Source organism: Emergencia sp. JLR.KK010 (assembly GCF_037018265.1).
GTDB lineage: Bacteria > Bacillota > Clostridia > Peptostreptococcales > Anaerovoracaceae > Senimuribacter > Senimuribacter intestinalis.
On the sequence record NZ_CP143550.1, the window covers coordinates 1,571,893 to 1,593,735 of the forward strand.

The 21,843-nt window shown below is 42.4% G+C and carries 22 protein-coding genes; 18 read left to right on the forward strand and 4 right to left on the reverse strand.

From position 1 onward, the window contains the following. Positions 1–17 precede the first annotated feature (17 nt). The 7 genes from spoIIAA to V1225_RS07535 all read left to right on the forward strand — a co-directional run bounded on the left by spoIIAA (position 18) and on the right by V1225_RS07535 (position 7,486). Entirely contained in the window at positions 18–347 is a 330-nt protein-coding gene (gene spoIIAA / locus V1225_RS07505; protein ID WP_338545945.1) for an anti-sigma F factor antagonist, read from the forward strand. After that, on the forward strand, positions 337–777 hold the full coding sequence (spoIIAB, locus tag V1225_RS07510) for an anti-sigma F factor (RefSeq protein WP_160201275.1): 441 nt from the start codon (positions 337–339) through the stop codon (positions 775–777). The genes spoIIAA and spoIIAB overlap by 11 nt, the downstream gene beginning before the upstream one ends. Next, positions 767–1,501 carry a sigma-70 family RNA polymerase sigma factor gene (locus V1225_RS07515; RefSeq protein WP_160201274.1) on the forward strand — a complete coding sequence of 245 codons (735 nt, stop codon included), beginning with the start codon at positions 767–769 and terminating at the stop codon, positions 1,499–1,501. The genes spoIIAB and V1225_RS07515 overlap by 11 nt, the downstream gene beginning before the upstream one ends. 211 nt (positions 1,502–1,712) lie before the next feature. Continuing rightward, entirely contained in the window at positions 1,713–2,855 is a 1,143-nt protein-coding gene (locus V1225_RS07520) for an acyl-CoA dehydrogenase (RefSeq protein WP_160201273.1), read from the forward strand. A gap of 20 nt (positions 2,856–2,875) precedes the next feature. Then, entirely contained in the window at positions 2,876–3,682 is an 807-nt protein-coding gene (locus V1225_RS07525) for an electron transfer flavoprotein subunit beta/FixA family protein (RefSeq protein ID WP_160201272.1), read from the forward strand. A gap of 18 nt (positions 3,683–3,700) precedes the next feature. Beyond that, positions 3,701–4,984: an electron transfer flavoprotein subunit alpha gene (locus tag V1225_RS07530; protein ID WP_160201271.1), complete on the forward strand. Its 1,284-nt coding sequence runs from the start codon at positions 3,701–3,703 to the stop codon at positions 4,982–4,984. Between the two features lie 1,119 nt (positions 4,985–6,103). Next, positions 6,104–7,486 (forward strand): MATE family efflux transporter, encoded by a 1,383-nt coding sequence (locus V1225_RS07535; protein WP_251630217.1) that lies wholly within the window; start codon positions 6,104–6,106, stop codon positions 7,484–7,486. Here V1225_RS07535 and V1225_RS07540 read toward each other — a convergent pair. Beyond that, the gene (locus V1225_RS07540) at positions 7,483–8,061 is read right to left on the reverse strand and encodes a Maf family protein (protein WP_251630216.1); all 579 of its coding nucleotides are present in this window, start codon (positions 8,059–8,061) and stop codon (positions 7,483–7,485) included. The two genes, V1225_RS07535 and V1225_RS07540, sit on opposite strands and share 4 nt — an antisense overlap. Positions 8,062–8,142: 81 nt before the next feature. On the opposite strand from V1225_RS07540, the gene spoVAC reads away from it, so the two are divergent. From spoVAC to spoVAE, 3 genes are read left to right on the forward strand one after another with little or no spacing between them, the layout of a single operon-like run. Next, positions 8,143–8,619: a stage V sporulation protein AC gene (gene spoVAC / locus V1225_RS07545; protein ID WP_251630215.1), complete on the forward strand. Its 477-nt coding sequence runs from the start codon at positions 8,143–8,145 to the stop codon at positions 8,617–8,619. 34 nt (positions 8,620–8,653) lie between these two features. Then, positions 8,654–9,736, forward strand: coding sequence for a stage V sporulation protein AD (spoVAD, locus tag V1225_RS07550; RefSeq protein ID WP_161908222.1), 1,083 nt, complete (start codon positions 8,654–8,656; stop codon positions 9,734–9,736). A gap of 36 nt (positions 9,737–9,772) precedes the next feature. Then, complete coding sequence (spoVAE, locus tag V1225_RS07555; protein WP_160201267.1) at positions 9,773–10,126, forward strand: stage V sporulation protein AE; 354 nt, start codon at positions 9,773–9,775, stop codon at positions 10,124–10,126. 2 nt (positions 10,127–10,128) lie between these two features. Here spoVAE and V1225_RS07560 read toward each other — a convergent pair whose 3' ends face one another. Then, positions 10,129–11,208 (reverse strand): serine/threonine-protein kinase, encoded by a 1,080-nt coding sequence (locus V1225_RS07560; protein WP_338545949.1) that lies wholly within the window; start codon positions 11,206–11,208, stop codon positions 10,129–10,131. Between the two features lie 86 nt (positions 11,209–11,294). Here V1225_RS07560 and V1225_RS07565 point away from each other — a divergent pair, with 86 nt between their 5' ends. Further along, on the forward strand, positions 11,295–11,735 hold the full coding sequence (locus tag V1225_RS07565; protein ID WP_338545951.1) for a hypothetical protein: 441 nt from the start codon (positions 11,295–11,297) through the stop codon (positions 11,733–11,735). Between the two features lie 462 nt (positions 11,736–12,197). Here the strand turns inward: V1225_RS07565 and V1225_RS07570 are convergent, their stop codons facing one another. Then, on the reverse strand, positions 12,198–12,428 hold the full coding sequence (locus V1225_RS07570) for a helix-turn-helix transcriptional regulator (protein ID WP_338545953.1): 231 nt from the start codon (positions 12,426–12,428) through the stop codon (positions 12,198–12,200). A 136-nt stretch (positions 12,429–12,564) separates the two neighbouring features. Here V1225_RS07570 and V1225_RS07575 point away from each other — a divergent pair, with 136 nt between their 5' ends. From V1225_RS07575 to V1225_RS07590, 4 genes are all read left to right on the forward strand, one after another. Further along, the gene (locus V1225_RS07575) at positions 12,565–12,936 is read left to right on the forward strand and encodes a TM2 domain-containing protein (RefSeq protein ID WP_338545954.1); all 372 of its coding nucleotides are present in this window, start codon (positions 12,565–12,567) and stop codon (positions 12,934–12,936) included. A 13-nt stretch (positions 12,937–12,949) separates the two neighbouring features. After that, positions 12,950–13,933 (forward strand): SPFH domain-containing protein, encoded by a 984-nt coding sequence (locus V1225_RS07580; RefSeq protein WP_338545956.1) that lies wholly within the window; start codon positions 12,950–12,952, stop codon positions 13,931–13,933. A gap of 200 nt (positions 13,934–14,133) precedes the next feature. Further along, the gene (locus V1225_RS07585; protein ID WP_338545957.1) at positions 14,134–14,712 is read left to right on the forward strand and encodes an Ltp family lipoprotein; all 579 of its coding nucleotides are present in this window, start codon (positions 14,134–14,136) and stop codon (positions 14,710–14,712) included. 320 nt (positions 14,713–15,032) lie between these two features. After that, a complete protein-coding gene (locus V1225_RS07590) occupies positions 15,033–15,620 on the forward strand; it encodes a DUF5105 domain-containing protein (protein ID WP_338545959.1) in 588 nt (195 codons plus the stop codon). A 246-nt stretch (positions 15,621–15,866) separates the two neighbouring features. On the opposite strand, the gene V1225_RS07595 is transcribed toward V1225_RS07590, so the two are convergent. Then, complete coding sequence (locus V1225_RS07595) at positions 15,867–17,417, reverse strand: hypothetical protein (RefSeq protein ID WP_338545960.1); 1,551 nt, start codon at positions 17,415–17,417, stop codon at positions 15,867–15,869. 238 nt (positions 17,418–17,655) lie between these two features. Here V1225_RS07595 and V1225_RS07600 point away from each other — a divergent pair, with 238 nt between their 5' ends. From V1225_RS07600 to V1225_RS07610, 3 genes are all read left to right on the forward strand, one after another. Then, positions 17,656–19,509: an AAA family ATPase gene (locus V1225_RS07600; RefSeq protein WP_251630214.1), complete on the forward strand. Its 1,854-nt coding sequence runs from the start codon at positions 17,656–17,658 to the stop codon at positions 19,507–19,509. Between the two features lie 103 nt (positions 19,510–19,612). Continuing rightward, complete coding sequence (locus V1225_RS07605; RefSeq protein WP_251630213.1) at positions 19,613–20,758, forward strand: CDP-glycerol glycerophosphotransferase family protein; 1,146 nt, start codon at positions 19,613–19,615, stop codon at positions 20,756–20,758. Between the two features lie 32 nt (positions 20,759–20,790). Then, the gene (locus tag V1225_RS07610) at positions 20,791–21,843 is read left to right on the forward strand and encodes a sugar-transfer associated ATP-grasp domain-containing protein (protein WP_251612587.1); all 1,053 of its coding nucleotides are present in this window, start codon (positions 20,791–20,793) and stop codon (positions 21,841–21,843) included.

A 21,843-nucleotide genomic window follows, 5' to 3' on the forward strand; every position in this document is an offset into this window, starting at 1 on the left:
GGAAAGGGGGTTTTTATATGGATACAATGTTTCATTTAAAAGACAGTATGCTGGTGGCAGAACTTTGCGGAGAAATTGACCACCATGTCTGTGATAAAATTAGAGAAGATATAGATAAAGAGCTGGAACTGTACGAAGTAAAGCATCTGGTTTTTGACTTTAAAGGTGTAACTTTTATGGACAGTTCCGGAATCGGCGTGGTGCTGGGGCGATATAAAAAACTGAAAAAAAATGGAGGGACTGTAACCATTTGCAGTGCAAACAAGCTGGTAAAGCAAATTCTCGACATGTCGGGAATTTTTACATTGATGGAATATAAGGAAGAGGAGGAAGAAGATGGAGAGTAATTTTGTAACGATAGAGTTTGAGGCAATGCCGCAAAATCAGGGTTTTGCCAGAGCGATTGCAGCTTCCTATGCGGCGCAGCTTGATCCTACCGTAGAAGAGCTGACAGAGATTAAAACTGCAGTATCTGAAGCCGTAAGCAATGCAGTGATTCACGGATATCAGCGAAAGGGCGAGGGAAAGATTGTCATGGAATTTAAGACTATCGACCGAGATAAAATTTTTATTAAAATTGCTGATTTTGGTAAAGGAATACCCGATGTAAAAAAAGCTATGGAACCGATGTTTTCTACAGAGGAAGAAAAGGAAATGAGTGGTATGGGCTTTACCGTGATGGAAAGTTTTACGGACAAAGTTTTTGTAGAGTCAGAGCCGGGCAAGGGAACAGCGGTGACTTTGATTAAGTATCTGGACGTTTACCATGGCATATAAATACGTGCCGATTCCAAAAGCCGATACATATGAACTGATTAAAAAAGCGCAGAATGGTGACGAAGAAGCTTTGAGTTTGCTGTGCGAGCAAAATACAGGGCTTGTAAAAAAGATGGCGCTGAAGTTTACGACCTCTGAGTACGAAGCAGAGGATCTGATTCAAATCGGGTATATTGGGCTTTTAAAGGCAGTCAATAAATTTCAGCCGGAGTTTAACGTGATGTTTTCTACCTACGCTGTTCCAATCATCATGGGGGAATTGAAACGTTTTTTTCGGGACAATGGGAGAATTAAGGCAAGTCGGAGCTTGAAGTCGGAAATCTATGCGCTAAAAAAAGCACAGGAAACTCTTTGTGGTAAAGACGGAAAACAGCCGAAACTGAGCCAGATTGCTGAATTTATGGGGGTTTCCACAGAACGGGTCTTAGAAGTTATGGAGGCTGCAACAGCACTTTCTAATGTGGTCAGCCTGGACAGTCAGCCAGTAGAGGAAGAATATAACACATATTACAGACAGAGTTCGCCGGAAAACAACTTGGATAGCATTATGATTAAGAAAGAAATCGAACATCTGCCCATGCGTGAACGACAGGTGCTCGTACTGCGGTATTATAAGGATATGACGCAGCAGGAAATTGCAAGAATTATGGGGATTTCACAGGTGCAGGTTTCAAGAATTGAAAAGAGAGCCCTGACAGAGATAAGACAAAAAATGGCAGAGTAAAAATTTGCAAGTGAGTCGAAAATAACTCACCTTTTTCTTTCGACAATTTGTCGCAATAAATGCGAAAAACGCTTGCAAAAATCGCTGAAAAGTGGTTTACTATATATGTATGCTGTTATTTTTATAACAAACAAAAACAGCATAGTCTGATACGGTTAAATACTCCTTCCGAAAGGGAAGGACCGTTATTATAATTTAAGGAGGCATTTACATGAACTTTCAACTAACGAAGGAACAAGAATTCGTAAGAAAAATGGTAAGAGAATTCGCCACTAACGAAGTTGAACCATTAGCTGCAGAAATTGACCAGGAACACAGATTCCCAGTGGAAACTGTAGAAAAAATGGCAAAGTACGGCATGCTGGGCGTTCCATTCCCAACTGAGTACGGTGGAGCAGGCGGAGACCACATCTCCTATGCAATCACTGTAGAAGAATTATCCAGAGTTTGTGCATCCACAGGCGTTATCTGTTCTGCACATACTTCTCTGTGCTGCTGGCCGATTTTTAACTGGGGTAACGAAGAACAGAAGAGAAAATACCTGCCAGACCTGTTATCCGGCAAGAAGTTAGGCGCTTTCGGTCTGACAGAACCTAACGCAGGTACAGACGCATCCGGACAGCAGACTAGAGCTGAACTGGTTGATGGTAAATGGATTTTAAACGGTGCGAAAGTATTCATCACCAATGGTGGATATGCTGACGTTTTCGTTGTAATGGCTATGACCGACAAGAAAAAAGGAAACCACGGTATTTCTGCATTCATCGTTGAAAAAGGCGACGAAGGTTTCTCCATCGGTAAGACTGAAGACAAGATGGGTATCTGCGCATCTTCCACTACTGAACTTATTTTCCAGAACTGCGTAATTCCTGAAGACAGACTGCTGGGTCAGGTTGGCGAAGGATTCAAAGTTGCAATGTCCACACTGGACGGCGGTCGTATCGGTATCGCTTCCCAGGCTCTGGGTATCGCACAGGGCGCATTCGACGTTACAGTTGAATACATGAACGCAAGAAAGCAGTTCGGCAAGAAGCTGTCTCAGATGCAGGCACTGCAGTTTGCTATGGCTGATTTGAAGACTAAGATTGAAGCTGCAAGACTGTTAATCTACAGAGCTGCTGACATGAAGGATAAGCACATGGCATACGGAGAAGCTGCTGCAATGGCTAAGTTGTTCGCTGCTGAAACTGCCATGGAAGTAACTACTAAGTGTGTACAGTACCACGGCGGATACGGATACACCAAGGATTATCCGGTAGAAAGAATGATGAGAGACGCGAAGATTACTGAAATCTACGAAGGAACTTCTGAAGTTCAGAGAATGGTAATCGCTGCGAACACTTTCAAGAAATAAGATAGTAGGAGGAAATAGAAATGGCATTTAAGATTATCGTATGCGCAAAGCAGGTACCAGATACTAATGTTATCAAAATTAACCCTAAAACTGGTACTCTTATCAGAGACGGCGTTCCAAGCATCTTAAACCACGACGATGCTAACGCTTTAGAAGAAGCATTAAAGATTAAGGATAAATATGACGATGTAACAATCACCGTAGTATCCATGGGACCTCCTCAGGCTTCTGACCTTCTGTTTGAATGTATTGCAAAGGGTGCTGACGAAGGTATTCTGGTTTCCGACAGAGCAGTTGGCGGTTCCGATACATGGGCTACTTCCAACACGCTGGAAGCTGCAATCAAAAAATGGGAAAAAGAAAACGGTCCTGCTGACCTGATTTTTGCTGGTCGTCAGGCTATCGACGGAGATACCGCACAGGTAGGTCCTCAGATTGCCGAAAAATTAGACCTGCCGCAGGTTACATATGTTGAAGAATTTGAAATCGCTGACAACATGAAAGACATCACAGTAAAGAGACAGATGGAAGATGGTTATGAACTGATCGGCATTAAGACTCCTTGCATGCTGACAGCGATCAAAGAACTGAACGAGCCAAGATACATGAACATGGCTGGTATCTTCGCAGAGAAAGATATCAAAGTTTGGAATGCAAAGGACATCGAAGTTGACCTGACTAAAGTTGGTCTGGAAGCTTCCCCTACTAACGTATTCAGATCCTTCACACCGGCTCCGAAGGCTCCTGGCCAGATCGTTAACGGAGATTCCGAAAACGAACAGGCAAAGAACCTGCTGATCCAGCTGAAGGGTAAGCACATCATCTAATCTGAAGGAGGAATAATAATGGCTATTAAAATCATTAATGATAAATGTAAAGGATGTTCCCTTTGCGCAAAAGCTTGTCCGTTTGACGCTCTGAAGATCGTTGACAGAATTGCTGTTGTAGACGAAGGAAAGTGCACAAACTGTAACGCTTGTATCGCTAAATGTAACTTCGACGCGATTGAAGCTGCTCCTGAAGCTGAAAAGGTTGACCTTTCCGCTTACAAGCACATCTGGGTATTTGCTGAACAGAGACAGGGCAAAATTCAGAACGTGGCACTGGAATTACTGGGCGAAGGTAAGAAATTAGCAAAAGACATCAGCGAAGATACACAGATCTGTGCTGTACTGATTGGTAACAACATCGACCACCTGGCACAGGAATGTTTCGAATACGGCGCTGAAAAAGTATATATGGTTCAGGACCCACTTCTTGAAAACTTCACAACTGACGGTTACACTAAGGTTATGAAGCAGTTAATCGATGAATACAAACCGGAAATCGTTCTGTACGGCGCTACTCACATTGGTCGTGACTTTGCACCTCGTATTGCTGCAAGATGCAACACTGGTCTGACCGCTGACTGTACACACCTGGACGTTAAAGTTTCCAAGTACATCGAATTTGCAAAAGCTAACACTACATTAGATACTTCCACACTGGACCCTAACGATCCATCCACTGGAATCAAGCAGACTCGTCCGGCATTCGGCGGTAACCTGATGGCTACCATCATCTGCCCTAAGACTAGACCGCAGATGTCCACAGTAAGACCTGGCGTAATGCAGAAGCAGGAAAGACAGGCTGGTGCTACTGGTGAAATCGTAAACGTTAAACCAGAAATTAGCAAGGAAGATGTCAGAATCGAAATCAAAGATATCGTTAAATCCATGAAGGAAATGGTATCTCTGACTGATGCTAAGATTATCTGCTCCGGCGGACGTGGTCTGGGTGATGCTTCTGGTTTTGAACTGATGAAGCAGTTCGCTGACAAAGTTGGCGGTGTTGTTGGCTCTTCCCGTGCTGCTGTAGATGCTGGCTGGATTGACCACTCCCACCAGGTAGGTCAGACTGGTACTACAGTTAAACCTGAAATTTACTTTGCTTGTGGTATCTCCGGCGCTATCCAGCACCTTGCTGGTATGCAGACTTCCGGCTGTATCGTAGCAATCAACAAGGATCCAGACGCTCCGATCATGGAAGTTGCTGACTACGCAATCGTAGGCGACCTGTACAAAGTAATCCCAGAAATCATTGCTGAATGGGAAAACGCAGAAGCGCTGTACGACGCAACTACGAAATAGGGAGACCTAACCCAAATTGCATAAAAAGAGGACGCAAATGCGTCCTCTTTTTATGCAATTTGCTGGTAGGTCCCCCGCGAAGGTTCACTGCGAAGTCGAGCCGAAGGCGAAGATCTGCGCAGCATGAACCGACGGCGCAACCCCTAGCCCGATTTATCGAGTAATAGGAATAACGCCAGGTTAATTCCTGGCGTTTTCTATTGTGAAGATAAATCGCAGGCAGGTCTTTTACGAAGGTTTCCCAAGAGATGGAGCGACCAGCGAACATTGATTGGAAGAAACCGACCGTAGATTTCTCTGATTAATATGCGAGCTTTGCTCGCAAGCGGCTTTGCCGCAAGGTAGAAATCATATAATTTCCTCGGCTATGCTCGGAAATTATAAAAAAGTCAATAAAAGAGGACGCAAATGCGTCCTCTTTTTGAATGCAATTTGCTGGTAGATTTCTGAGAAGTCGAGTCGATAGTGTAAATGTTTAAACCATTATTCTGCATGGTACTTTTGTGGTTTTATGGTTGTGCAGCTACATGGACTTACTTCGTGTTTGCACAACTTGACTTATGGAAAGTTATGTGGATGAGATTTGGATTTAAGAATTTGCACAACTTCTTTGGAGTAGTGGGATTATAGATGAAATAACTATCACATTTACGTTTAAAATGTTGTGCAAGGTTGAATTGTTTGGGCAGTATTGCACAACGATAATCAGTGATAGGTAGAGTGCAGCGCGTTTATCCCTTAGTAGTTGTGCAAAGGAATGTTGTTTATTAGGTTATGCACAACTCCTTATAGAAGAAGTTGTGCATAATGTAGGTGTGGAAGTGGGGAATTGCACAATAATCCTCAAACAGCGCAAGAATTCAAAATAAAGACGTGAAGTTGGCATCTACCGTTGGCTAGGTTTGCACTAAAACATATCGAAACATTTTATGACTTTTCACTTTGCCTTCTCTTTTCATGGGGTCACCAGGATTATTATAGGATTAAGGGCTCCTACAAAAACTTTCTCCCAATGGATTGGATTTTCAATTGTAATGTGATATAATGATGATTGCCCTAAGCTGGCAGAGGTATAGCCCCTTGCAAGTAGAGGGCAATTTTCATAGAGGAGGAAGGGTTATGACAGAATTGACGGTACGGACAGCGCAGAAACGATTTTATCGAAAAATGCTCATAATCGGGATTCCGGTGGTATTTCAAAACTTAATCAGCTTGGGTCTTAACTTAATCGACACGCTGATGATTGGAATGCTAGGGGAACAGGAACTGGCTGCTGTAGGTGCTGCTAATCAGGTTTATTTTGTATATACAGTTACGCTTTTTGGTCTTTACAGCGGAGCGGCAGTTTACACTGCGCAGTACTGGGGAGCTAAGGATATTGCCGGTGTACGGCGGATGCTGGGGATTGACTATGCGGTAGGTTTCATTTTTGCACTCGTAGTGAGTGTAGCAGCATTTGTTTTTGCACCAAATGTGATACAGATGTTTTCCGAGGATGAAATGGTGATTAAACTTGGCGTGGATTATCTTAGAATCGCTTGCTTTTCGTATGTATTTTCGGGTATGTCATCTGCCATATCCTATAATTCCAGAGCGATTCAGGATTTAAAAGTGCCGACAATAATCAATGCAGTTGCCTTGTGCATCAATGCGGTACTGAATTACGTTTTGATTTTCGGAGTCTGCGGATTTCCGGAACTCGGTGTAAAGGGCGCTGCTGTAGCGACTTTAATTGCAAGAATTTTTGAGTTTACAGCGCTGGTCACCTTTGTCTATACGAGAAAATCTCATCCGTTTAAGACAAACTTAAAAACACTGCTCAATTTTGAAAAATCTCATTTTATGCGTGTTATGAAAACCGCTGTTCCGGTAGTTTTTACAGAGTGTAGCTGGGCGGCTTCCGTAACGCTGATTTTTGCCGCTTACGGAAAACTGGGGACAGCAGCTCTTGCTGTGGCGCAGGTTGCCAATGTAATCTGTGAACTGCTCCAGTCAGCATATTTTGGCGTCGGTAATGCAACGGCAATGCTGATCGGAGAAACTTTGGGGCAGGGTAATAAAGAAGAGGCCTTCCAAAATGGAAAGCGTGCCGTTAAAGTAGTTATGATACTTAACGTTTTTATGACGATTTTGATGATACTCGTTGCAAGGCCGGTGACAGGCATTTATCACTTCAATGGTGAAACCAACGATTTGTTGGTGCATTCGCTGATTGCGATGGCAATTACTCTGACACCGAAGATGCTAGGGTATATTTTTATCGTGGGAACTTTGCGAGCTGGAGGAGATACCTTGTTCTGCATGAAAGTTGAGATTATCTGTAACTTGCTGGTGCAGGTGCCTCTCGCGTTTTTCTCGGTTTTGGTGCTGAAGGTTAGCCTACCTATTGCAATGCTCATTGTTGCCATTGGCGATGTTGGAAGAGTAATTGTATCACTGCCAAGATTCAAAAATCGTAAATGGATTAATATTGTGGCGGATATCCCGCAAGAGAACGACTAATTTTCGCTAGTAAGGAGTTCTTTAAGCTTTAGCTCAATCAATTCCCAGGGAAATCCGACTACGGTGTCAAATGAGCCGTTCCAGTGATCGATGTGTTTTGCAAAGATTCCCTGAATGGCATAGGCTCCAGCTTTATCATAAGGCTCATCAGTATCAAGATAGGCGGAAAGCTCATCGTCGTTAAAATCCTTGCAAAAGACTTCCGTTATATCATAAAATACGTTTCTAGTAGATTCACTGGCTATTAGAATCGCAACGCCTGTTGCGACCTGATGGCTGGTGTTTTTTATTTTTCTGAGCATGCGGGCAGCATCGCTTCTGTTTTCCGGTTTTCCTAAAATTCCATCCTTATAAACCACCGTGTCTGCGGCGATGATGATACTGCCTGGCGCAGCTTTTTGCTCTACGTAAAGGGCTTTTTTGAGCGCTAGAAACATGACTGCATCTTTAGCAGAAATGTTTTCCGGCAGTGTTTCGTCTATGTCAGCAGGCATGATGATAGGATCATAGCCGTGTTTGTGCATCATTTCGATTCTTCTTGGCGATGATGAAGCTAAAATAATTGTTTTTTTCATGGTTTTACCTCCGCATAATATTATGGCATAAAATTTGGATTTTGCCAAATACTAATGAAAGATTTATGGGAGGTGACCGAAATGGTACAGAACACAGAGAAAAAAGAAGTACAAAAGAAAGATGTAGCGAAAGCATATGAAAAATATTCTAAGCAGTTCACACCGAAACCAACTTATTTTGCCAATTGTATGCGGGCATTTATTGTCGGCGGACTGGTTTGCACAGCAGGTTTTTATATCAGCAATCTGCTAGTAAGCAAGGGGCTTTCGGAAAAAGATGCAGGCACCTATGTGACCATCGGAATTGTGGCGCTGGCGCAGCTTTTAACGGGCTTTGGCATCTTTGACAGTATCGCAAAGTTTGCTGGCGCAGGCGTTATTGTACCCATTAGTGGTTTTGCCAATTCTATGGTCGCACCGGCAATCGAGTATAAAAAAGAAGGACTTGTACTGGGCGTCGGCGCAAAACTTTTCAGTGTAGCAGGACCTGTGCTGGTAAGCGGGATTACGGCGGCGACAGTGGTCGGGGTAATTTACTGGATGATAGGATTGTTTTAAAGATTGTTTGAAAAACGGTTGTGAGGAGGCAGAAATGGCAGAAAAGAAAATTGGAAAGCAGACGGTGACATTTGATACCTGTCCTTATATCATAGGTTCGGCGGCAGTGGTCGGAAAAAAAGAGGGTGAAGGACCTTTGCGCGATTCATTTGATATGATTTTAGAAGATGATATGTTTGGCGAAAAGACCTGGGAAAAGGCGGAAAGCAAGATGCTGAAAGAGGCAATGCTTGCGGCTCTGCAAAAATCGGGAAAAGAGAAAAAGGATATCGATCTGGTACTCAGCGGCGATCTTCTCAATCAGCTGATGTCTTCATCTTTTATGGCAAGGGATTTACATTTGCCGTTTTTAGGACTTTACGGCGCCTGTTCAACGATGACGGAGTCTCTGCTTCTTGGAGCAATGCTCACCGACGGCGGTTTTGCCCATAATATTATCGTGGGTGCGTCCAGTCACTTTTGCACGGCGGAGCGGCAGTTTCGTATGCCAGTAGAGCACGGCAATCAGAGACCACCTTCAGCGCAGTGGACTGCTACTGCAGCAGGGGCAATGGTGGTATCCGAAAAGATGGCGGACCTGTCGCAAGTCGGCGCTTTGGACGGGAAGAAAGCTGCGGAGCCGGTTTCTCTGAAAAACATAAAGGTTGACTGCGGTACCATTGGTAAAATTATCGATGCAGGGGTAAAGGACGCCAATCAGATGGGAAGCGCCATGGCGCCGGCTGCGGTAGACACGATTCTCAATCATCTGGAAGATACAGGCAGGAAGCTGGATTATTATGATTTAGTTTTGACTGGCGATTTGGGATATATCGGAAAGGATATCGCGGCGGATTTACTGAAAGACGCGGGTCTTGACCCGGCAGCTGTGAATCAGCGGTATGATGATTGCGGCACGATGCTTTTCTATCGGGAAGAGCAGGATGTCCATGGCGGCGGAAGCGGCTGCGGCTGCTCGGCTTCGGTTTTCAGCGGAAACATTTTGCGAAGAATGCGCTGCGGGGAGCTTTCCAGGGTGCTGCTGATTTCAACGGGAGCGATGCTTTCCACCATCAGTCCTTTTCAGGGCGAAAGCATTCCGGGGATTGCTCACGCGGTATCTTTGGCGACATGTTAAAGATCTAAGATTTGCAGGATTAGAGAGGATGAGATTATGGATTATATATATACGTTTTTAATCGGCGGCGCGATTTGTGTCATCGGACAGATTCTCATGGATACTACAAAGTTGACTACGCCGAGAATTTTAGTCATCTTTGTAGTGGCAGGTGTACTGCTTGAGGCAGTTCATCTGTACGAACCCCTTGTGCAGCTTGCCAGCCAGGGCGCAACAACACCGTTGCCGGGATTTGGCTATGCACTTGCAAAGGGCGCCATGGAAGGCGCAAAGGATGGATTTCTGGGTGCTGTCACCGGTGCAGTAAAGGCGACTTCCGCAGGAATTGCGGTGGCGATTGCCTTCGGATATATCGTAGCGGTGCTGTTTAATCCGAAGTCGCCGAAGTAAAGTTATTCAAGGAAGAGGACGAAAACGACCGGAATCAGAAAACAAAGGAGTCCTCCCAGGAGCAGGCGACCGGCTTCACGTATGCCGGAGGATTTCTTTTTCCAAGGATATCGGTTCCGCAAATTGAAATAATTGGTGTAGTATATGAGGCACAGCAGCAGGGCGATGGCAGAACCGATTCGATTTACCCAGAGGGAATATCCTGTAAAAGGCTGATTATTCTCTTGGGTAAATTCTGTGGTCATGCTGACATAGGTAAAGAATACACCTGTGAGAAAGACGAGAGAATGCTGCAGGGGTGTTTTTTTCTTGGGAGCCGGTTCAACTGCGGCATTTGAGGTATTTACAGGAACAGCCGCAGCAGGCGGCACGATGCTGTTTTTTAATGCCTGCGCCAGCTGATCGCAGCTTGCGTAGCGATCGTCAGGATTTAATGCGGTGCAAGTCTGGATGATTTTTCCAAGACGGCCGGCAGCCAGAGTTTCGGAAGGGAGACTTCCGGTCAGCATTTTGTTCATTAAAATGCCGATGGAGTAGATATCCGTTCTTTGGTCGGACTGCAGAAAGCCGTATTGTTCCGGAGCAGCATAATCCACCGTACCCATCAGTACGGTGTCCTTTGTTTTGTTGGGATTGTATGTCTTTGCTGCGTCAAAATCAATTAAATACAGATGACCGTGTTTTTCCAAAATAAGATTGGAAGGTTTAATATCACGATGAATGATTTTAGGAAAATGGTCGTGAAAGGGCTTTAAAATTTTACACAAGTCGATGATGATATGTGCGGTTTCCTCTTCAGAAAACAGACGCTTCTCTAAAATTTGTTCCAGACTTTTTCCGTGGATGTATTCCTCGATAATCGTCAGGGAATCGGCATCGGGAATCAGCTCAATGATTTCGGGAACCGATGGAAATGCAGATTTTTGAAGCGTATCGTAAACGGGAAAGCATTCTATTGACGCATGCTTTTTGATGTAGATTTCTCCGGATTCAACATGCTGGACAAGATGTACATCGTGGTTTTTGCTGATTACGGCAATTTCCTTGTAAAAGGAAAGTGTCAGTTGGTTTTCTGGGGTCATGCTATTTCTCCTGCTTGCATTTAATCTAATTGTATTGTAACATATTTGAAAAGAATATCATATAGCATTTTCGGGAGTAAAAGTTTATGAGTGAGAAGACGACGAGAGGCTTATCGAAGATATTAGAACAAGTGAAAGACTGCAGCGAGGCGGATCAATTCATCGATGCCTATAAGGAACGGGAGTTTACATATTTTTATGAATACCTGAACTGGATGATTGGAGTAAAGGGTCTGACTACGTCAGAAGTAGTTGCCGCCAGCGGAATCAGTCGCAACTATGTGTATAACATTTTAAATGGTGACAAGAAAAATCCCGGCAGGGATAAGGTGATTGCTCTTTGTATCGGCGCAGGGCTGAACTACAGTCAGACGCAGCGGGGTCTTGAGATTGCAAAAGCCGCGCCGCTGTATCCTAAAGATGAACGGGACGTGCGGATTGCTGTGGCAATTAACAAAGGAATCCGCAGTGTGACGGAAGTGAACCTGCTGCTGGATCAGTGCGGTGTAGAGCCGCTGAAAATTTAACTATTAATAAAACAGCCCTAAAAACCACGGCAAACGCATGAAAATAGGTCGAAGTTGACAAATGTCTGTGATTCTTTTATTTTTGTCAACATTTTTACTCAATCTCTACTCAAAAGTACATGAAAATCAATTGTTTTTTTGACAAAGGTGACAAAAAACAAAAAAGTGCCAATCCAGTCAACATTTCTAAATTAAAGCGTTGACAAAATTATCAGATTCTCGATTTTTTGTCACGTTAGCAATGTTTCGGAACATATTAACCCTGCCACTCAGACTGTTTGTTGACAAAATACGCAAGCTAACAAAATTTGGCAACGTTGATAGAAGAAAATCTTCATGTGTTTGCTATACCCGAAGAACAGCTCAAAGCAGAGCTGTTTTTTTCGTGCTGGCAGCACAACCTTCCCAGGGCGCTTTTCTGTAAACTACAGGTAAAGGGGTATGGCAGAAGGAAGTGGTGCGCTATTTTTTAGTAGGGGGAACGAATTCCAGTAAATCTTCAATTTTGCAGTCCAGGGCTGTACATAAGCGGGCAAGCACATCGATGTCAAGTCTGGTAATTTGGTTGTTGCAGTACTTGTTCAGCTGCGTGCGCTGCATATCGGCTCTGTGACTCAATTTGTTTTTACTGAGATTTCGTTCTTTTATCAATTCCGCTACTTTAATCTGAATTGTTCCGAATTCGTAATCCATAGGAACCGCCTTTCCGGGTGATAAAAAAATGTTGACATGTATAGTGTAGCTGCATTAAAATGGTTTTATAACCTGTAAGAAGTATCGTGTAAGAAGTTGCACAATATAAAAAATTTTGATAGGAGATATTAGAGTTATGAATGGAAATTGTCCGTTATGCGGAGCTCCGATGGAGTCAGATACATGCAGTTATTGCGGATATACGAAAGAAAAAGAAGAACCGACGCTGACACAATCAGTGGGTGTAAATGTTTCGCCAACGCCGGTGGTGCAGAATGTGGTAATTAATCAAACTTACCGCACATGCAGTGATAAGGATAGATGGATTGCACTGCTTCTTTGTGTTTTTCTAGGAGGATTCGGTGCTCATAGATTTTATGTTGGAGATATCAAGATGGGACTTCTTTATCTGTTTACTTGCGGCATTTTTGGTTTGGGCTGGCTTTATGATTTTGTAAAGATTCTTCTTGGCTCATTCAGAGATAAATACGGATTTAAATTACAGTGAAGAGGGAAATCAAATGGGACTATTTGATGTTGTAAAAGATCAATTTCTAGATGTAATTGAATATGTAGATGAAAGCAATAAGCTTGTCGTTATAAAGTTTCAAAGAAAAAGCGGGAATAATGAATTAAAACAGGGTTCAAAAGTTATTGTGAGAGAAGGACAAAGCGCAGTCTTTCTGAAGGGTGGACAGCTGGCTGATATTTTATCCCCGGGCACATATACGCTTAATACAGGTAATCTGCCTGTGCTGTCGACTTTAGAAGGTTTTCCGTATTTATTTACCTCACCGGTGGTTGCAGATTTATATTTTGTGAGCACCAGACAATTTATTGATAACAAATGGGCGACGAAAACACCGATTATGAAACGTGATAATGACTTTAATATAGTTCGTATCCGCTCATTCGGTAAATTTGCTTTTAGAATTACAGATGTCAGTAAATTTATGCGGGAAATATTTGGCACTATGGGAATGACAAAAACTTATGATATTGTGGGCTATTTGTCATCTATGGTGACAGAAGCATTTTCTGTTGCAATTGGAGAAACGGCTATGTCAGCTCTTGATTTAGCAGTGGAATATAGGTCGCTTGCATCTGTGATTCAGGAAAAACTGAATGAAAGAACGGGGAGTTTGGGAATTCAATTCAGTAATATCATCATAGAAAGCATTTCTCTTCCGGATGAAGTAGAAAAAATGATTGATGAGCAGTCAGGAATTGGTATGGCGCAGAAAGATATGCATACATTTACTCAGTATCAGACGGCGCGTGCCATTAGAGATGCGTCCAAGCAAGAAGGCGGACTCGCCGGGCTTGGAGCAGGTATTGCGTTGGGAAACCAGGTAATGAATACAGTGCAGGGCACTTTGCCGGATTCGAGTCAAAATAAATCTGGAAAAGCTGATATGCTGCGTGAACTGAAAGCTTTGCTCGACGAAGGCATTTTAACGCAGGAAGAGTTTGAGGCAGAGAAGAAGCAGATTTTAAAAAACTAGCTATATGATGAAAAGGAGACGAAAAGCTGTGGTCTGAGTCTCCTTCTACCAGTCAAAGCTGTAATACAATAGATACAAATCCACAGTGCTTTAAGTATTATACAGGAACAAATGGGTTCCTTGATATAACCAAAATAAAAAGAAAGGAAAAAGTGAATCCAATCATTCTATGAAGGATAATTGGATTATACGAGAAAGAAATGAGCAAAGAAAAAATGAAGAAATGCAGCCACTGCGGAGCAGATATATCAGCAGCGGCGAAAGTGTGTCCGGTATGCGGAGGGAAAAATAAGCAGCCAGTTTATAAGAGACCTTGGTTTATTGTTTTGATTATTGTGCTGCTAATTGGAATCGGTGGCATGGCAGGAAGTGATGATTCTACCGACAGCACTCAGAACAATTCTAACCAGGCTGTGGAAGAAAAAGTGTCTGAAGAGCCTATTCAGGAAGAGGAAGAAAAGGAACCTGAAGTCTCTAAAGAATTCCAAAACGCTCTTGCAAAGGCTGAATCTTACTCTGAAATAATGCATATGTCTAAACAAGCAATTTATGATCAGCTCATTTCCGAATATGGCGAGCAGTTTTCTGAGGACGCTGCAGAATATGCAATGGAACATTTAAAAGCTGATTGGAAAGCAAATGCTCTTGCTAAGGCAAAAGAGTATCAGGATACGATGAGTATGTCAAAAGATGCGATTTACGATCAACTGATTTCTGAGTATGGTGAGAAATTTACTGAAAAACAGGCACAATATGCGATTGACCATTTAGATGATTAATTGAAAAAATAATATGAATTAAGAAATGGACTGTTGCAACGAAAAATAGTTATCCATTAGGGAGATGGTCCTTTTGGTCCCCTAAACTATCGTGTGGATTCTGAAGTAGAAAAATATGAAGGCACAGAGGAACAGTGGGAAAAACTTTGTATAGTAGAATGTTCCGAGGTTGACGCTGGGCAAATTATATGTAATACTAATATAGAAGATTTAAAGTAAGAGAAGTTATTTATTATACTTAATGTGAAATATCAATCTTACGTCAATTTTTCAGGAAAGAAAATGTCGATTATGGAAGATTAAGAAAGAGGTACAAGAATATGAGAAAATTTGTAAGCGTGATTCTTGCTATTTCCTTGCTGACGGTGATGATGACGGGCTGTAGTAGCGAGAAATCGCCAACTGATGTAGTAAAAGAGAAAATAGAATCGTACAAAACAAATGCGGAAAGCCTTTTATACGGAGATGATGATTCTGATGACATCGGCTTAGGAGAAGATGTTGAGAAAAAGATTGTTGATTTAACTATGGGGTTTGAATATACCGTTGATAATGAAGTTATCGACGGCGATAAAGCAACTGTTGATGTAACCATCAAGACTTGTGAAATTGGTGATATGTTCAAAACTGCTATGGGTAACTATATTTCACAGGCTTTTGGACTCGCCCTTGGTGGAGCCAGCGATGAAGAACTGGAAGAAAAAGCATTGGAAGCTTTTACAACAGCGATTGATGAAATGAGTTCCAAAAAAACATTTGAAAAAACCGTCACTGTAAATCTTACTCATGGTGATGATGGCTGGGAAGTGGAAGATTTAGATGACAATGAGGAATTTTTGAATGCTGTAACAGGCGGCTTGATGGAAGTCGTAAGCGATATGGATAACTGGTTCTCAGATACGGAATAGAGACGTTGGATGGAATATGAAGTTTAGAGATTAAATACTGAACAAAAATAGCGGTACGACTGAGTTGCTTAGTCGTATCGCTATTTTTACAATTCGCTCAACCATACTTCCTTAGGCTTCTTTTTACAACGAATTTTGATGGTTTGCTCTGAGTAAATCTGTCTATTTTTTCTACTTTGTTATATGTAACAGAAAGCGGGAAAGCTAACAGAAAACTGTTAACTTTCCCGCTTTTAACATTAACATTTAGTTGCTCTGCAAAAGTTCAGTGAATTTTTTTCCGTTCCATTTCAGATAGAAATGATCGCCGTCATAAGCTTCGGTGCCGTCAGCATTTTGGCAAGGAATGACGCTGAAATAGTAGGTCTTGTTTTTATCGAGATTCTTGAAAGCAGTCTGAACCTGATTTTTTGGAATAATCAGTGGATCTGCGCCATCGTACATCACGGATGATTTTGTAGTGCCAAAGCGGACCGCATAGCTTTCAGTTTTATTGGTTGGCATCCAGCTGATGAGGAAAGCGCCGTCTTTCTGTACGCTGCCTTTCATTCTTGCGTCGGAGAAAAAGCTGCGGACCTTGCACGCAGAATTAAAAGCAGTAGGGTCTGCGTCATTTGGTGAGAATTTTGTGAGAACGGATATCTTCTTCTCTTCTACTCTGCTGTCTAAATATCCGCTTCGACTGGAAAGATGTAATGTTCTGCTTGTTTCCGTATTGTATTTAACGTTTAAACTTATATGCCCATGTTTGATATAATTTTTGACAGGATAAGGTTTTTTCGTTGTGATTCGTAAATAGAGACTTTCTCCGGGTTTGAGCAGTACTTTTTTATTTTTTAATGCGTAATATTTTTTTCCATCTCTGCTGTATTCTACTTTTTTTACGGCTCTTTTGTCACGCTTGTATTCCAAAGACTCGAATTTCTTTAAATAAGTATTGTAGTTAGCCGTATCGCTGGTAAGCTTAAGTTTAAGTTGTTTGGTGGAATTGCTTTTGAGGCGTTTTACTGTGTACTGTCCGATGGAATTTTTTGTCTTTTGCGCAACTGGTTCACTCATGGCGCTGCTGTAAGTCTTGCCATCCTTTGTGATTTCAGCTTGTGCTTTATAGTAAAATGTTTTATTAGCAGCTTCTGAGTCAAAATAATGGTCATAAGGATCGTTAAGGGAAAACCTGCAATACTGTCTGAAAGGACCATCAGCTCCTTCATCCAGCTTATCCTTTGCGTCAAAGGTATGAACCAACTCGTAAGAACCATTAAGCGTATCGGAACGATAAAGCTTTAAAACGGCATTTCTTTCCCGACAGTCCCAGAAAGTATGAATGCGGTTTTTACTATTCCAACAAGTCACGTACTGCGGGGTTTGAACATAAGTCGAGCCTTCGATGTTCCACGGCTTTGTAAAAATTTCCTGTCCGTCCGCACCGGTGAGGATGCCCTGCATGGTGAAAATATAGGCGGTATTTGGAGAAAGTTCTTCTATGACATAGGAACTTTTTCCATCTTGTTTTTTTAATTCTTCTGAAGTCGGAGAGTCGATTCGCACAGACTGCGTCTGATTAGAAGCATCATCTGCCTTTCTCCATGAAATCTGCAGCGCCTGATAAGGCACATCCTGATACCAAAAAATTCGTATGGATGTTTCGCTTTCCATCTCTATAGAACTAGGTAAAACGTGTAAATCAAAGGGATAACTGCTATTTGTTTTAGTGCTTTCGCCGGCAAAAGCGGTCTGCGGCATCATCAGAGAGAAAAGCAGAGAAACCGCAAGCATCAGCGTGATAAGTTTTTTCATAAATACCTCCTTTAATCCTATAAGAGTCCATTTCCAATTTTATGATAACATAGTTTTGTGAAAAGTTTATGAAAAATAGATATTTGGATAAATAGAAGATGTGATACCATGAAAAATTTGGAGAAAGAAATGATTCGGAAATATATCAAGTGATTCATGACATATTTCCGATTTTTTCTTGCTAAATTTCCGTACTATGGATATAATAGTATTATAAAGTTCTGAAAGGAGTGTTTTCATGTCAGGTACGATGCTTGTAAGAGATGCAGCGAAGCTGTGGAATTTAACGGAGAGACGGGTAACCGGACTTTGCAAAGAGGGCAAAATTGCCGGAGCGAAGAAACAGGGACGCTCATGGCTCATTCCGGCAGACGCACAGAAACCGGAGGACAGCAGAGTAAAATCCGGCACTTACAAAAAGTGTATAGATGAGAAGAAGCTGCCCCTGCCCATTGGAGTCTCTGACTACAGGCGGGCGTGCAGTGAGTATTACTATGTGGATAAGACATTGATGATAAAAGAACTCATCGATACGAAGTCAGTGGTTTCGCTTTTTACTAGACCGCGCCGCTTCGGAAAGACGCTCAATATGAATATGCTCCGAACCTTTTTCGAGAAGACGGAAGAAGACACTTCGGTATATTTTCAGGATAAAAAAATCTGGGCATGCGGTGAGGCATATCGCAGCTATCAGGGAAAGTATCCGGTTATTTTTCTTACCTTTAAAGATGTGAAGAGAACTTCATGGGAGAATACACTTGTTTACCTTGAGATGCTGATAACCAGCGAATACAGAAGGCATAAGGAACTTGCGGACAGTACACGGATTACAGATAAAACATACTATCAGCAGATGGTAGAGGGAAACGCGGATCGAGAAATGCTGGATACGGCACTTTACAGACTTTCTAAAATGCTCCATGAACACTATGGCGTTGCGCCTATTCTGATTATAGATGAGTATGACACGCCGATTCAGCAGGGACATATGAGAGGATACTACGATGAAGTGATTCTATTTATGCGCAATATGTTTTCCAGCGTATTAAAGGACAATGTACATCTGTCCTATGGATTTTTAACCGGAATTCTCCGCGTAGCAAAGGAAAGCATCTTCAGCGATATGAATAATTTGAGAATCAATTCAGTTCTTGACAACAGATTCAGCGATTATTTCGGATTTACCTTTGAGGAGATAGAGGCTATGTTAGAATACTACGAGGTGGAAGACAGATTTGATGAAATATGCGCGTGGTATGACGGATATATTTTCGGCAATGCTGAAATTTTTAATCCATGGTCGGTTATCAATTATTTTAGCAACGATTGTTTGGCGGAGGCCTACTGGGTAGAGACAGGCAGCAACGAGATTATAGGAGAGGTTCTCACTGAGGTGGATCAGGATTTATATGATTTGCTGACATCGCTGATGAACGGGAATTCCATTGAAACTCGTATCGATACCAATGTGATTTATCCACAGATACGAAATAATCCGTCGTCGATTTTCAGCTTCCTTCTGGTGACGGGATATCTGAAGGTGACCAAAAAGAGCTTGTCTTTTGGCGGTGAGTATGTATGTGAAGTGGCACTTCCCAACAAGGAAATCGCCTATGCTTATCACAAAGAAATTCTTTTGCGCTTTGGTAATATCATTCCGCAGTCCACATCCATTGCAATTCAGTCATCGCTTATAAAAGGTGATGGAGCGCGGTTTAAAGCGATGATGGAGAAACTGCTGATGCAGTCGGTCAGCTATTACGATACGGCAGGAGAGAGCTTTTATCATGGTTTGATGCTGGGTGTGTGCGCCCTTCTCGGAGGGGCCTATGTGACATCAAACCGCGAGTCAGGCGATGGCAGATATGACATACAGCTGATGCCGGAGTATGATCATTTGCCGGGTGTTCTCATTGAACTGAAAGCAGAAAAAGCATGCAGTCAGGAAAAATTAAAAGAACTGGCCGGCGCGGCTTTGCAGCAGATCAATGAGAAAGGTTATGAGACGGAATTAAAGGCGAAAGGCGTACATGAAATCTTTAAATACGGTGTGGCGTTCAGCGGCAAGAATGTAGAGATTGCAGTAGAATGAAATGTTTTATGAGATGAAGAGGGCAAATGATAGACCCTCTTCATTTATTTCATGTGTGGAACTTGTGAAATCCATCTGCGATTATTTACAAAGGTGGTCAAATGTGGTAAACTATTACGGAATATTAGTAGGTGAAATGATGACTTTAATAATAAAATTTGGAAAGTGCTGTCTGGGCATTTTATATTGTTTGCTCAAAGTCTTTCCGACCCAAAAGCATAAGGTGCTGTTTTTGAGCAGGCAGTCGGATGAGCTGAGCCTGGATTTTTCCATGTTAAAAGACAGTTTGCTTGCCGCGGATGCCTCCGTTAAAATTGTAAGCATTTGTAATCGTTTGGACGACAGCAAGAGCGGAATTGTTGGATTTGGTATCGATACTCTGCGCAGTATGTATCATCTGGCTACAAGTAAAGTCTGTGTGTTAGATGCGTACTGGCCGGCGGTGTCCATTTTACATCATAAGAAATCCTTGACAGTGATTCAGATGTGGCATGCTTTGGGAAAGATAAAGAAGTCTGGTTATCAGACTCTTGGAAAAGAGTCCGGCAGAGGCGAGAAACTGGCACGGCTCCTTAACATGCACGAAAATTACGACTATATTATTGCCGGCGGCAGTGCGTGGAATCCATATTACTGCGCTTCTTTCAACACCACTGAGAATAAGCTGGTCAATATCGGCCTTCCGAGGATTGACTATCTTTTGGAAACTGCGCAGGCAAACAGAGAGAAAGTGTTGGCTGCTTATCCGCAGATGAAAGAAAAGCAGGTAATCCTGTATGCGCCGACCTTTCGCAGAGGCATTGACTTGAAGTGGGAGCCACTTCTTGATGTGATTGACTTCGACAGATATATTCTAGTAATTAAAGGGCATCCTAATCAGGAAATTATCTGTGATTACGAAGGCGTGCTGCTGTGTCCGGAGTTTAAGTCGGTAGAGTTGCTTGCGGCATGCGACTATCTGATTACCGACTACTCGGCAATTGCTGTAGAAGGTGCAATTTTAAATAAAAAAACGTACTATTATCTGTACGATTACGAAGAATATACAGAGAAGAACGGTATCAACGTTAGTCCTTTTGAATCTATGCCTGGCTGCGCGTTCAAAGACGCGAAAGCTTTGATTGAGGACTTGCAGGGCGGTGCTTACAACGAAAAAGCGCTGGCAGATTACAGAGAAAAATATCTGCCGCGGGAGCTGGGCACATCGACGGCAAAGCTTACGCAACTTGTGCTTGCGCAATTACAATAGATTAGAATTAGAATAGGAAGAGATAAAACAGCATGTTTAAACTGGCAAAAAAATGGATCAAAAGACTGAAATTATTTATTCTATACTTTAGAAGGATTCTTTTTGTAAAGAATCACTTTAAATGCTCTTTTTTCAAGAAAATCAGAGCTAACGTCTGCGGAGGATTTTTGGCGGATCAGTGGATTCTCTATGATTTTGACCATAATGACAAAGGAGAGTATCTGTCCGAATTTGATTGGTACCGCTCACGGTATATCAACGAGCCCTTTGACTTTCTTTTAAACAATAAAATTGCTGCGGCAGAGATTCTCAAGCAGTATGTCCGGGTACCGGAAAGCTACATGATAAAGAATAAGGGCTTTCTTACAAGCTTTGACAGTGAACATATGGAATATGAGACGGCGATAGATCTACTAAAAGAAAAGGGAAAGCTGTTCATCAAACCCTATGGCGCCGGCAAAGGCAATGGTGTTAACATCTTGATTTACGAAGACGGAAAGATTTTTGTAGACAAGCAGGAATATACCGAAGAGGAATTTGTGAAGTTCCTGAAGGGCAGGGATGACTGGTTCATCTGTGAATCCATGAAGCAGCATCAGTATTCCGATGATATTTATGATAAGACTGTCAATACCATTCGCTTTATTACATTGCGGGATATTCATACCCATCAGTTCAAGGTGTTTTTTGCAGTGCAGCGAATTGGCACATCGGCAACCATTCCGGTGGACAATGGAAGCAGAGGAGGTCTTGTAGCCAAGATTGATCTTGATACGGGGATTTTAACAGAGGCTAGGTGTCTGCACAACAAAAATGTGTACAAGGTACACCCGGATTCCAAAGCACCGATTGAGGGTGTGCAGATTCCGGGTTGGGATAGAATTAAAGAAGAAATGCTGGCCCTTGCTAATAAGATGCCGTACATGCATTTTATTGCCTGGGACATACTGATTACAGAGGATGGGGAGATTTGTATTATTGAGGCAAATACTTCATCAGGGGTGAATATTATCCAGCTTTGGGGCGGACAGAGAAACGATGAACTTGGAGATTTTTACCGCTATCACAAAGCGATTAAAAAGTAG

Bases quoted from the DNA above. Each gene is read 5' to 3' on its own strand.
- V1225_RS07540 (WP_251630216.1), bottom strand. From the start codon at position 8,061: ATGAAAAAAACAATTATTTTAGCTTCATCATCGCCAAGAAGAATCGAA.
- V1225_RS07595 (WP_338545960.1), bottom strand. From the start codon at position 17,417: ATGAAAAAACTTATCACGCTGATGCTTGCGGTTTCTCTGCTTTTCTCT.
- spoVAC (WP_251630215.1), top strand. From the start codon at position 8,143: ATGGTACAGAACACAGAGAAAAAAGAAGTACAAAAGAAAGATGTAGCG.
- V1225_RS07585 (WP_338545957.1), top strand. From the start codon at position 14,134: ATGAGCAAAGAAAAAATGAAGAAATGCAGCCACTGCGGAGCAGATATA.
- spoVAD (WP_161908222.1), top strand. From the start codon at position 8,654: ATGGCAGAAAAGAAAATTGGAAAGCAGACGGTGACATTTGATACCTGT.
- V1225_RS07525 (WP_160201272.1), top strand. From the start codon at position 2,876: ATGGCATTTAAGATTATCGTATGCGCAAAGCAGGTACCAGATACTAAT.
- V1225_RS07565 (WP_338545951.1), top strand. From the start codon at position 11,295: ATGAGTGAGAAGACGACGAGAGGCTTATCGAAGATATTAGAACAAGTG.
- spoVAE (WP_160201267.1), top strand. From the start codon at position 9,773: ATGGATTATATATATACGTTTTTAATCGGCGGCGCGATTTGTGTCATC.
- V1225_RS07515 (WP_160201274.1), top strand. From the start codon at position 767: ATGGCATATAAATACGTGCCGATTCCAAAAGCCGATACATATGAACTG.
- V1225_RS07535 (WP_251630217.1), top strand. From the start codon at position 6,104: ATGACAGAATTGACGGTACGGACAGCGCAGAAACGATTTTATCGAAAA.
- V1225_RS07580 (WP_338545956.1), top strand. From the start codon at position 12,950: ATGGGACTATTTGATGTTGTAAAAGATCAATTTCTAGATGTAATTGAA.
- V1225_RS07520 (WP_160201273.1), top strand. From the start codon at position 1,713: ATGAACTTTCAACTAACGAAGGAACAAGAATTCGTAAGAAAAATGGTA.
- V1225_RS07610 (WP_251612587.1), top strand. From the start codon at position 20,791: ATGTTTAAACTGGCAAAAAAATGGATCAAAAGACTGAAATTATTTATT.
- spoIIAA (WP_338545945.1), top strand. From the start codon at position 18: ATGGATACAATGTTTCATTTAAAAGACAGTATGCTGGTGGCAGAACTT.
- V1225_RS07560 (WP_338545949.1), bottom strand. From the start codon at position 11,208: ATGACCCCAGAAAACCAACTGACACTTTCCTTTTACAAGGAAATTGCC.
- spoIIAB (WP_160201275.1), top strand. From the start codon at position 337: ATGGAGAGTAATTTTGTAACGATAGAGTTTGAGGCAATGCCGCAAAAT.
- V1225_RS07600 (WP_251630214.1), top strand. From the start codon at position 17,656: ATGTCAGGTACGATGCTTGTAAGAGATGCAGCGAAGCTGTGGAATTTA.
- V1225_RS07590 (WP_338545959.1), top strand. From the start codon at position 15,033: ATGAGAAAATTTGTAAGCGTGATTCTTGCTATTTCCTTGCTGACGGTG.
- V1225_RS07570 (WP_338545953.1), bottom strand. From the start codon at position 12,428: ATGGATTACGAATTCGGAACAATTCAGATTAAAGTAGCGGAATTGATA.
- V1225_RS07530 (WP_160201271.1), top strand. From the start codon at position 3,701: ATGGCTATTAAAATCATTAATGATAAATGTAAAGGATGTTCCCTTTGC.
- V1225_RS07575 (WP_338545954.1), top strand. From the start codon at position 12,565: ATGAATGGAAATTGTCCGTTATGCGGAGCTCCGATGGAGTCAGATACA.